Origin of the sequence: Photobacterium lucens, from assembly GCF_009873615.1 — a bacterium.
Classification (GTDB): domain Bacteria; phylum Pseudomonadota; class Gammaproteobacteria; order Enterobacterales; family Vibrionaceae; genus Photobacterium; species Photobacterium lucens.
In genome coordinates, this window is the sequence record NZ_SSMG01000322.1 from 1 (window position 1) to 12,030 (window position 12,030).

8 protein-coding genes are annotated in these 12,030 nt (G+C 41.6%); 3 read left to right on the plus strand and 5 right to left on the minus strand.

Annotated elements, in window-relative coordinates; genetic code table 11:
* Window positions 1-184: 184 nt before the first annotated feature.
* Both E5A76_RS13905 and E5A76_RS13910 read right to left on the minus strand, forming a co-directional pair.
* Complete coding sequence (locus tag E5A76_RS13905; RefSeq protein WP_161119283.1) at window positions 185-4,156, minus strand: AsmA family protein; 3,972 nt, start codon at window positions 4,154-4,156, stop codon at window positions 185-187.
* Between the two features lie 197 nt (window positions 4,157-4,353).
* Complete coding sequence (locus tag E5A76_RS13910; RefSeq protein WP_107166371.1) at window positions 4,354-5,157, minus strand: MurR/RpiR family transcriptional regulator; 804 nt, start codon at window positions 5,155-5,157, stop codon at window positions 4,354-4,356.
* Between the two features lie 157 nt (window positions 5,158-5,314).
* Here E5A76_RS13910 and murQ point away from each other — a divergent pair, with 157 nt between their 5' ends.
* Window positions 5,315-6,214, plus strand: coding sequence for an N-acetylmuramic acid 6-phosphate etherase (gene murQ / locus E5A76_RS13915; protein ID WP_161119284.1), 900 nt, complete (start codon window positions 5,315-5,317; stop codon window positions 6,212-6,214).
* Between the two features lie 71 nt (window positions 6,215-6,285).
* On the opposite strand, the gene mltC is transcribed toward murQ, so the two are convergent.
* Entirely contained in the window at window positions 6,286-7,404 is a 1,119-nt protein-coding gene (gene mltC, locus E5A76_RS13920) for a membrane-bound lytic murein transglycosylase MltC (protein ID WP_161119285.1), read from the minus strand.
* Between the two features lie 27 nt (window positions 7,405-7,431).
* Window positions 7,432-7,785 carry a hypothetical protein gene (locus E5A76_RS13925; RefSeq protein ID WP_161119286.1) on the minus strand — a complete coding sequence of 118 codons (354 nt, stop codon included), beginning with the start codon at window positions 7,783-7,785 and terminating at the stop codon, window positions 7,432-7,434.
* Window positions 7,786-8,062: 277 nt separating this feature from the next.
* On the opposite strand from E5A76_RS13925, the gene E5A76_RS13930 reads away from it, so the two are divergent.
* Window positions 8,063-8,827 carry a TerC family protein gene (locus tag E5A76_RS13930; protein ID WP_161119287.1) on the plus strand — a complete coding sequence of 255 codons (765 nt, stop codon included), beginning with the start codon at window positions 8,063-8,065 and terminating at the stop codon, window positions 8,825-8,827.
* A 345-nt stretch (window positions 8,828-9,172) separates the two neighbouring features.
* Here E5A76_RS13930 and E5A76_RS13935 read toward each other — a convergent pair whose 3' ends face one another.
* Window positions 9,173-9,745 (minus strand): cytochrome b/b6 domain-containing protein, encoded by a 573-nt coding sequence (locus E5A76_RS13935; RefSeq protein WP_053987670.1) that lies wholly within the window; start codon window positions 9,743-9,745, stop codon window positions 9,173-9,175.
* 273 nt (window positions 9,746-10,018) lie between these two features.
* Between E5A76_RS13935 and E5A76_RS13940 the strand changes: the two genes are divergently transcribed.
* Entirely contained in the window at window positions 10,019-11,860 is a 1,842-nt protein-coding gene (locus E5A76_RS13940) for a hybrid-cluster NAD(P)-dependent oxidoreductase (protein WP_161119288.1), read from the plus strand.
* The last annotated feature ends 170 nt before the right edge of the window (window positions 11,861-12,030 follow it).

Below are 12,030 nucleotides of genomic sequence, written 5' to 3' on the forward strand. Positions count from 1 at the left end.
GTTGAATACGCAGTAGGTTTAATTTTTATCTTATTTCCATTGTTTTTATTTGCAAAAGCATCGACGTATAAAAATAAATACCTTGGTGACAGATAGCTTAACTACTTATTCAATAAAACGCCCCAATAACATTATGCTATCGGGGCGTTTTATTTTTTTATATATCTAATTGAATAACATAAAATTACGACTCACCTTGCCAAATACGCTGACATTCAGCAGAGCCATTGGCTGCAATCGGCTTTTCAAATAGCCATTGCAGTGGGGCGACTACTGGGCTGGTAGTAAAGCGTACTGAGGTTTCGAGTATTGCTGACAGCGGCACACCAAAATGGAATTTTTCAAAACTACCATTTACCTCAACAGGGGTTTGTAGGCTGAAAATTTGTGCTCGCTTTGATTTTGGCGATAAGTACAGGCTGAAATCACGATTTTTATAGCTGGCATCAAATGCGCCATGAACTTGAATACGTGAGGTATCAAGCAGTAAATCACGCTGGGTCATATTGCCATTTTTGACATTAAAGCCACCTGCAACACAGTTTAATACCGAGTTATCTTTGTTCATAAACTTAGGTAACACCGCATCGGCTAAGCTCACTGCCCAAAGATCAATTAAGTTAGCTTGGAAAGCTTTTGGCCATGCTGCAAAGCCAATAAAACCATTAGCATTATTCATTAAACTATCTGGCGTATTTGCAAGGCTGTTTAAATCAAACTTAAAGCTAATTTTGCCATGCATATCTGTTTTAGGATCAATACGGCGAGCAATAATGCCGTAATCGAAGTTTTTCACTAAGCCTTCTAAATGAATATCAAACAACTCTTTTTGTGCTTTCACTGAGCCTTTAATATCAACATTACCACCTGGAAGTTTGATGTGTAGCGGATTTAAACTCAGTAAACCGTTATGCAATGTCCAGTCTAATTTTCCTGCCCCTAACCAGTCTTTCCCTGAACGAACCTCTCCAACGTTAAGTTTAAAATTAGCATTAAGCTTATTTAAACCTTCTGGGCTAAGCACGGGTACTGGTTTGTCTGTTGTTGCTTTAGCTGGCGCAGTCTTTTCTTTGCTGTCTTTAGGTAACCATGCTTGCCAATTTTTAACTTTAAAATCGTTAATTTGAATAAATGGTGCACGAAGATCTAATGAAACAGTCGGGCGGTCTTGGCCTTTCATTGGCGGTAAGAAATCACCTTTACCTTGTAATTTACTGCTGCCTACTTGAACTAGCATATTACGCAAGTGATAGCCTAGCTTATCGGTTGACAGTGAAGCTGCGACAGTTACCGGACCATAAGGGGGCAGTTCTAGCCCAGTAAAAGCATTGAAGCGATCTAGGTTAGGTGTTGTTGCCTTAAAGGTTAAGTTGAGCTTTTGTGGGTTAATTGGAAGTGATACATCGGATTCAGCATTGAGGGCAATATCACCTACATTAGCCGTTAATGTCACTGGCACGGATTTGCGCCCATCATTGGCTTGTTTCAGTGAGACTGAATCAATCACAATGTTAACCGGTTTATCAGCAGCTTGACCTGAAATGGTTAAGTGAGTGGCTGTATCAGGACCTGTAATAAACTTACCTTGGCGAAGTGCAACATTAAACGCTTTGCCAGTATAGGTATCGGCAACACGCAGCTTACCACCGTTTAATTGAGCTTCGACTTTAGCTTGCTCCATCAACTCAAGCACAGTACGACCTGATAATGACAAAGATAACTTAGCGCTATCAAGTGTCATACCAAGATCATTAGTGACATTGAATTGCTTTAAGATCTGACCAATATTAGGCTTGTTTACCCCTAGATGTAGCTGGGATTGGATAGCGTTATTATTGATATCCAGTGAAATATCACCTTTATACAAGCTACCAGCATAACGAGCACTAAATGGGGCAGGAGCTAACTTGCCGCCGCGAAGTTGACCGCTAAATTGGGTATCATCAATTTGCTGATTAGCCCAAAGCATTTTATTTACGCCAAGTTTTACGTCAGCATCAGCAATTACGACCTTGTTGCTAAGTAATGGCATATCAAGGTTTACGCCTTGCGTTGGTACGGTTTGCTCAACTGTCGGTACATTTCCTCGATCAACAAATTGTCCAAGTTGATTAAAATTTAAAGTATCAAACTGCGCATTGAGCTGTAAGAATGGTGTTTTAGTGTTTTGTTTCCACTTAAAATCGACTTTACCTTGGCTTTGCATTAATGCCATGGTCGGAATATCTAATGCTAGCCAATCGCCAGTATTGGTCAGCTTGCCTTTAAAATCGATTTTTCCATGCATAGATGCACGCGTGCCGAGCCACGGACTTAGCTTACCTGCATCATCACTGTGCACTGTTAAATCTAACCAACTGCCTTTTTGCCAGTTAGTTTTTACAAATTCACCCTTGGCTTTAATATCGATAACTGGGCTAGCAAAGTGTAGCGATGGGCTCCAATTACGATGATTAATAATATCGGACAATGTGCCAGCTTTGGCGGTGATCTGAACTGGAATCGCCATGATCTGACCTTGAATGTCAGAGCTAAATGGCTGCTCCATACCTGAGGTTAATACCGCTTTATCGATGGCAAATGAAGCTTTTGCTCCCCAATCAAGATGAGCCTTATCGATATTAAGCGCGAGCTGGCTGTTATCAATCCAATCTTGAAGTTTAGTGCCTTGGGTTGTCAGCTGCAGCTGGGCATTTTCAAGGTGGCCTTTAGCGTGTGGAATGCCTGAAATCCAACCTGCCATTTCACCTAACTGAGAATCTTTCGCCCCCAATTTAACATCAACGGTTGATGTCCATTGAGTGGCATCAATATCGGCTGCACCACGAAATGGCACATTGGCAATATTGGCGGTCATTGGGGCATGAAGTTTACCTTTATCACCTTCAACTTTAAGTGAAATGTTATTGACAGGCGTGCCTAAGCCTTTGATCTCATCGATAGATAGATCAAGATGGGTTTCGGTTTTCACTAACCATTGGTCAAGGGCTTTTTGCAGTGGGGATTGTTGTGGTGCTGCGGCTGCGTAACCCACACCGTACATCACAGGCGGCTGAGGTTGTAACCATGGGCGCAGATCGATCAACGGAATGTTGAGTTTGCCGTTAATGTGGTTAAGCGCTTTGTCGTTTTGTGCCAGAGAAATATCAAGGAAGCCTTTCGCTGACGTGATCGGACTAGTTAACGCAATATCAGCCAGTGAAATTCCTTTGCTAGATGCGGTGATCTGCGTTGTCAGTGACATCGGTGCTGCATGACGTAAATCAATATCCAGTAGAGATTCCAGTTGCGCAGTATCAACCCAATCGAGCTTTACTTTGGCTTTTGAAGGTGTGTTACTACGAAACGGATGAATATCGGCATCAATATTGAGCTTCGCACCTGCAAAACTGCCCGTTGCATCAAGCTTACCTTGTTGCTCATTGATCAATGATTCCAAATCACCTGCCAGTGATACATCATAGTCATTCCCCATCGCATTACCTTTGGCTTGTAATAGCCATTTATCTGGTTTGGTTAATGCTAATTGCTCTAAGTACACATTGGTGTATTGCCCTGTTTGTTGATCTAAGTAATCAACGGCAACTTTATCTGCCTGAATATTGTTACTTAGCGCTAACTTAAATGGGGTAGAACTGGTTGATTGCTTAGGTTTAGCTTGCGGATCTTTGCCAAATATCCAGTTTGGATTGCCTTGGTTATCTTTGACCAAATGTAGGGAAGTATCTTTTAGATCAAGATAATCGATTTTTAGTGTGTGAGAGAGCAGTGGTAATACCGAAATTTTCGCGCCAATGTATCCCGATTTCAGCATCGGTTCCCATTTCATGGCTTCGGTATTCGCAATGGTGACATCGCTAAGCTCAATTTCAGGGCTAAACGATAAGGTCAGTGACATGTCACCACCAATGGTTGTTTCACGATCTAACGTAGAACTTAACCATTGGTTGATATCATGTCGGTGCTCGGTTAAATCAATCTTAACGCCGTACGCTAGCACACCTGTTGCTGCAATGATTGGCGTGAGTAAAGCAATGGATGTCCACTTAGCGACCTTTTTTAATTTATTTTTCTTAGGTGGCTGTGGTGTTGGTTGCGCTGCGTGATCACTGTTGGTTGATGAAACAGGTGCAGATGGAATGTGTGATGAACTCATAATACGTCAGACTTCTTTTTCGGTAATGAGTGTAGCAGCTAGTGATAGTTACTTTCGAAACGTCAATCTTATACAGTGCTGCAAATAACTAGCAAAATAATGTTTTATGCCAAATGTTTATAGTCTGACAGTATATCAAAAACAGGGTTCCCTGAACGTTGTGAATAATGGTAACAAAAAGTAAATGCTTGGTGGTGTTACTCTTGGATGGCGAGGCACAAGATATCGGTCAGAGTTTGCTGTGCTGCAAGGTGGAGAGTAAAAGGCTGATTGGCAATCCTATGTAGCGATGGCTCGCAATGCATCAACAAGGTGAAATCAGCAAGACTGGTTAATGGCAAATCATCAGGTGTGGTGATCACAACGATAGTAGCACCGTGAAGTTTAGCGGCATGGGAAGCTAACTGTAATGTTTGATGTTCAGTATTATTGCTAAGGATAAAAAGCACGTCTTGCTCTGTTAACGTGTTAGCAATAGTGCTTTGTAGTGATGGATCTGCACTGTGGATCACAGGTCGCCCTAACGAAAGTAATTTGTTATTAAAATCATGAGCCACTAATGCATTAGAGCTCAGTCCAATTAACTGAATGCGGGTGGCTGATTTTAATGTCGTTGCGATTTGTTCGAGTAAATCAACATCTATCGCTTTAGTGGTATCGATGATCGCATTGGCTTTTTGCTGTGCCATTTTGCTTAAACTACTCGCAAGCGCATTATTAGTCTCTGGTTGAGTGGGCAACTGGTTAAGTACGTTGCCACCAATAGTATTGTGACGTGCTAACTCCTCGCTGATCGCCATTTTGAAAGCGGGAAAACCTTTAAATCCAATCCGCTGGGTAAACTTTACAATACTTGATTGACTGACATTCGCTGCCGTTGCTAATTCTTGAGAAGAAAGCGACACCACCAATTCAGGTTGCGCTAATACTAAAGTCGCAATCTTTTGACCATTAGGGGAGAATTGTGATTGTAGGCTGGCGATTTTATCAAGTGCAGTCATGGTAATAACAGTTCAGACATTTGCTCTGATAATAGCCTGAATCACGCTTAATTACCGTGATATTTATTGTGTTATGTTAATTGTATGCAAGAAGCTAGAGCCTGATATGCTTCTTGATTATGATTGATAAAGAATGAATAAAAACTAGGACGAAACCTTGAAGATTGATCTGACCCAATTAGTCACTGAAAGCCGCAATACAGCTAGCCAAAATATCGATATGTTATCGACAGTAGAAATGCTGCAGGTGATCAATAATGAAGATAAAAAAGTCGCGCTAGCGGTAGAGCAGGTGTTACCTGAAATTGCTCAAGTGGTTGATGCGGTTGCGATAGCATTTCAGCAAGGTGGGCGTTTAATTTATGCAGGTGCTGGTACATCTGGTCGTTTAGGTATTTTAGATGCAAGTGAGTGTCCACCTACTTACGGTAGTAAGCCAGAGCAAGTGGTCGGCTTAATTGCTGGTGGTCATCAAGCAATTTTAAAAGCGGTTGAAAACGCAGAAGATAATCGTGAAATGGGGGCGCAAGATCTCATTGATCTTAATTTTACCGAAAAAGATGTGTTAGTTGGTATTGCTGCCAGTGGTCGTACACCTTATGTCATAGGGGCAATGGAATACGCAAAATCACAAAACGCGATAGTCGCTTGTATTAGCTGTAATCCACAAAGCCCAATGGCAGCACTGGCTGATGTGGCAATCACCCCTGTGGTGGGGGCTGAAGTGGTAACGGGCTCTTCTCGCATGAAAGCAGGTACAGCGCAAAAGCTAGTGCTAAATATGCTAACTACGGGAGCCATGATCCGTGTTGGTAAAGTGTATGGCAATTTAATGGTGGATGTTGAAGCGACCAACGCTAAATTGGTTGAACGCCAGAAAAACATTGTGATGCAAGCTACCGAATGTAGCCGTGAAGAAGCAGAGCAAGCACTTACTCAATGTAATGGTCACTGTAAAACAGCAATTGTCATGCTCCTTGCAGGTGTCGATGCTCAAACTGCCACTGACTTATTAGCAAAAAATAACGGCTTTACACGCCAAGCGATCCAAGCTTAACGATACAAAACAGAAAGCCCTATCTCGATGGTAGGGCTTTGTTTTATAACCAAGTCACTTGTATATAGAGACTATAGTGACTGAAATTCTTTTTGGAAATTCAGTACTTTTTCAAGATAACGACGAGCTTCAAGTTTGGGATGCTTATTCGTGAGTGCCCAATAAGCTTGATTCGGTTGTAGTTGATTGAGCTTATCCATTGCTCGTTGCCTATCTGAATCAAAGGTTGATAATACGCCGCCTGTACCACTGTTATAAGCGGAAATCATACTGTAATGCTTCGTGGTTGGATTTCGCACATCCCTTAAATAACGGGTTTGTAAAATGTGCAAATACGCTGTACCCGTATCAATGTTGTTTGCCGGATCAAACAGGTAATCTTTGGTCGGTATCCCCGGTTTGTTTTTCACCAGCTTAAAGACATCAGCACCTGCGGTTTTCGGAATAACCTGCATCAGGCCATAAGCCCCAGCGTGGCTGACAGCAAACGGGTTAAAGCTGCTTTCTGTTTTTACCACCGCATAGATCAGATCTTCTGAAATACCGTATTGGCGAGAAGCACGCTTAATTAAATCTGCATATTGGTATTCACGTTGCTCAAGGTGATCGCTCACCATATCTATTTCAACATAGTAAGCGGTGCCACGTTTGAGAGGCTTGGTGCGCAACTTATTTTCAATTAAATAATCTGCGAAACGCCCAGCACGCCACGGCCACTGAATATCTTGGTTATCATGATCTTTAACTTGCCCAAGTAGGAAAGGCTTACCGTTTAGTGGAATGGACTTATCACTGAATAAATCAACCTGAGAAGGATCGGCTGGCATCAGCAAGGTTTCTTCAATCGCTTTTTTCAGTGTTGCCTCTGGGGCGTATTGCGCAACAGTGGAAACGTAAATTTTGCCGCTATCAAAATCAATGTGTGCACGAGTACGATAGCCATCGAAATACTTCACATAACGATGTTTACCTGCTTGAAGGAATTCATCATCCCCCCATTGCTTTTTCACTTGTACCCCAAGATAAGCTAATAATGCCTGCATCGCTTGCTCATTATTCACATTACCAGTGTTTATATTCCCATTATGGTTAGGATAAGTGGGTTTACAGTTATAGAGGCATTCAACTTGGTTTGATGAACATCCTGTGGCAATTAAACCGGCGATCATAATGAGCCAAGCTTTTTTCATGATTTTCCTTTATGCGGCAATATGCGATTAGTGAGTATTGGTAGCATCCCGAATAGCGCTATTAAGATCTGACGTTAATTTATCGACAAATCGGCGTTTACGTTGTTCAGCACGTTGCTTACGTTCACGTGCTTGTTGATCGACATAATTATCCCAACGCTTTTCAACATAATCGTCGTCTTTTAAATTTTCCCACGCATTTTCGATGCGCTCACGACGCTCTTTTCTTTCTCTAATTTGACGCTTAGATTCTTGAATACTGTTTTGCAGTTTCTGAAGACCATTATCTACAGAATTTAAAGTATCTACGAGATCTTTTGCTTGGATCGAGGTTGAAAATACGCTTACTAAAACAGCAAATAAAAGAGATTTGTTTTTCATTATTCTTATTAATGTAGTCTAAAGTAAAACCTTGAGTTTACATTTTGAGAGGTGTATTTCAATATTATTCATTTATTTAATGATTTACTTGAAAGATATAGCTAAAGATGATTGGTTTGACAGTTAATATGTTACATCTGGTTACATAATCTTGATTGTGATTATTAAGCGTTATGATTGAATAGCGCTACTTAAATTACATGAGGTATAAAATACATATGGACGACCCCTCGAGTTGTTCTCTATTCCTGAGCTCCTTAAATAAGGAGTCTATTCAATGTTAGATCTTTTCCTTCAACCTGAAGCGATGATGATATTTGCCACCCTATTTGCCCTAGAAGTGGTATTAGGCGTGGATAATATTGTTTTCATCTCAGTGCTTTGTGAACGCTTACCTGAGCATCAACGTAAATTGGCGCGAAACCTCGGTATTGCATTGGCTGTTGCTGCACGTATCGGTCTGGTGTTCTCGATCAGTTGGGTAATGTCACTCACACAACCATTATTCTCTATTGCAAGTGCTCCGTTCTCGGGCCGTGATTTGATCATGATTGGTGGTGGTGCATTCTTATTAGCGAAAAGCTTAAAAGAACTATGGATGTGTTTCTCTGGTGATCATCATCAAGAAGCAAGTAAAGTTCGCGCAGGTATTGCTTTAGTCTTATTGCAGATTGTTGCCGTTGATGCGGTGTTCTCGATGGATTCAGTGATCACTGCGGTGGGCATGACAAGTGAAGTACCGTTAATGGTTGCGGCGATTTTGTCATCTGCGGTGGTGATGGTGCTATGTGCTGAGAAGATCAACGATTATGTTTCTCGTTACCCTGGCTTTAAAACCTTAGCATTACTATTCCTTGTGATGTTAGGTGCGATGTTAATGGCAGAAGGTTTTGAGATCCATTTCAATAAGGGATATGTGTATTTTGCCATGGCGTTTGGTTTATTAATTGAAACCTGCCACATCTTATTGAAGAAGCGCAATAAAAAAGTGTTTCGTCGAATCTACCCACAACAATGTGGTTGGGCTGTGAAAGCTAAATAACGATAAACGTTAATACCAACAGTTCAAATACAGAAAAGCAGAGCCTAGGCTCTGCTTTTTTTATACCCAAGTAACGTCAAGATACAGTGTTCAGCGAGACGACCTTAGTTCTCAGTCGCGGCAACGATTCGAAGATATAGTGGTTCTACATTGAGAATCGGTAACAAGGTCTGAGAGCTAAGGACGCTCGCCCTTTGGGAGCGTGTCACTGAGCCGACTTCTTACGTCAGACAACTTGGAAAGAGCTCGCTATTCCGCTTCCTTGCCTTCCTTGAATTCAACTCAGTGACTTCGCTCTGAATCAGTCATCTTGAAGTCGCTTGGGTATATACGGGCATTTTAAAATTAAGCGAACTTCTTACGTTCAATAAAGAAGTGAAGTAGTGCCATACCACCATGGCCAATCAAATATACTTCAATCAAACCTGTTAGCGATTTATGGATTTCTCGCACATCGTTGGCATAAGGTGAGTGGCTTAACCATAGTGCAAGCCATACTAATGCAGCGGCTTCAATTAAGATCAACGCACCAATACCTAAACCTTGAATAATGTTACCTAAGCCTTTTTCTCGTGGCTCTGGTAATTTGCCGTGACGTAGCTGTTTTAAATCATCAAGCAAAATTGCGTTGTCACCAAATAGGTAAGGGAAGAATTGGCGAAATGATTGTTTAGTTAACATGTAGCCGATCATAGCCAATGTCACCACAACGGTTAGCACACCTAAAACAATATGTACCCATAAGAAAAAGGTAGAGAGTGGGCCACCTTTGATCTCACCGGTGTGGGTCATGTGCATAAAGTTACTGTTTAAGATTTGCAGGATAACTAAGGTAGCGAGTGAAGTATGAATATGGCGTAAACCAGTGTTGGGGAAGTAATGTTTGATGTAGCGCCAAAATGAATGAATGAGTGGCATAGTAAATCCTTAGCAATCAAGTGCCAAAAACAGTGAGTTAAGAAATACCGAGTGACCTAGAGGTAACTTATGTTAAAGCTTGCATTTTTAAGCTTATAGGGTATACAAGCCGAATTTAGCACACGAGAAAAAAATAGACAGATTTCAGAAGAATAAAATCACGTAATTTAAATATGCATTTTTAGTGTTTAAAAATATTAATGTAGTAAATGCGTTATTTGTTCTTCATACCTGTTAATCATAAGTTAAAATGGTGCAGCTAAAACAAATATAATGGAGAATGTTGTGAGCTCATCAGGAACACCTAAATTATCCCAATTGAATGTTTTTCCAGTTAAATCTATCGCTGGTGTTAGTCAATCTCAAGCATGGGTAGAAAAACAAGGCATAGCATTCGATCGCCGATTTATGGTTGCCAAGCCTTCCGGCGATATGATCACAGCACGAAAATACCCGCAGATGGTGAAAGTGAAAGCGGCGTTACTCGCAGACGGTTTAGTCCTAAGCTACGGTGATAAATCACATCTATCATTGAAATATAAAGAGTTTTTAATGGAAGATGCATCCTCGACTGTGTGGGGAGATACATTTGTCGCTTATACCACCACAGAGCAAGCCAATGCATGGTTTAGTGATATTATCGGTGAGTCGGTACAGTTGTTATTTACTGGTGAGCAATCCAACCGTGTACGTCCTAAAATCCAACAGAATGTTAGTTTCGCTGATGGTTATCCATTATTAGTGATCAGTGAAGCCTCGCTACAGGCGCTTAATGAACGTAGTAGTGAACGTCACACCATGGATCAATTTCGTACCAATTTAGTCGTCAGTAATACTGAAGCTTTTGCCGAAGATGGTTGGAAGCGTATCCGTATTGGTGAGGTTGAATTTGAAGCAGTAAAACCTTGTGCTCGCTGTATTCTAACGACTGTCGATCCTCAAACTGCCTCGTTTAATCAAGCGAAAGAGCCATTAGTGACAATGGCAAAATTTCGAGCTGATGCATCGGGTAATGTTTATTTCGGACAAAATCTTGTTGCCCTTAATGAAGGGATCATCACAGTGGGTGATGAAATTGAAGTGTTAGAGACCAAGCCGAAAGAGGTTTATGTCGATAACAGCGATGTGAAGCTACAACTAACTTGTGTTGAGCGTGAAGATATAGCACAAGATTTCACCACGTTCTGGCTTGAGTCACATCAAGAAAACCAAGCGTTACCGACTTATTTGCCGGGGCAACACCTACCGATTCAATTAGAAGTTAATGGCGAATATATTTCTCGTCGTTATACCTTATCTTCTAGCCCGTCACGACCTGGGCGTTATGGAATTTCAGTAAAACGTGTTGATGATGGACGAGTGTCTAACTGGTTGCATGAGCATTTTCAAGTTGGTGATACGCTGGTGGCGGATTCGCCAAGTGGTGATTTTTACCTCGGCGTACATACCGACAAACTGTTGTTGTTATCAGCCGGTAGTGGTGTCACGCCAATGCTCTCAATGCTCCGTTATTTATCAGACAACGACCGTGTGCGTGATGTGGTGTTTTACCACCAATGCCGTACTGAAGCAGATATTCCATGCTTAGAAGAGTTACATGCGCTAGAGGAAAAACACCCATCGTTAGACTTACGCATTGTACTCAGTCAGCCTAAACGTGATTGGCAAGGCGAATCAGGACGATTGAGCATTGGGCATTTAGCCATGATCAGCGATCTAGATAAGCGTCAGGTCTTTGTGTGTGGTCCGGATGCCTTTATGGATTCAGCAAAGACATTATTACTCAATATGGGCATGTCGGCATCACGCTATCATCAAGAAGTGTTTGGTCCTGTACGCCGTGCACAGCAAGAAAAGAAAGCGGTGGAATTGTCGATTGATGGGCAAGTATTCCAAGGTAATAACCAAGCAACCTTGTTAGAGCAAGCAGAGAATGCGGGCATTGCTATGGACTACAGTTGCCGAGCAGGTTTTTGCGGTGCATGTAAAGTAACCATCGTGTCGGGGGAGGTTGAACAACCCGATGTTCCAGCGTTATCACCACAAGATCGTGAGCAAGGAAAAGTATTAGCGTGTTGTTGTATACCTAAAAATGATTTAACTATTATAAAATAACGACAGAGATGAGATATAAGGCCATGTGGTAGATCACATGGCCTTTTTTATTGATAACGCTAATATCAGTCACATATAAACATCAGACCCTGCAGACGATCGCATAAATCTATAAATCGGTGGTCTCCGTATCATTAAAAAAAATGAGTTCGGGGTTGGCGGGGGGGGGG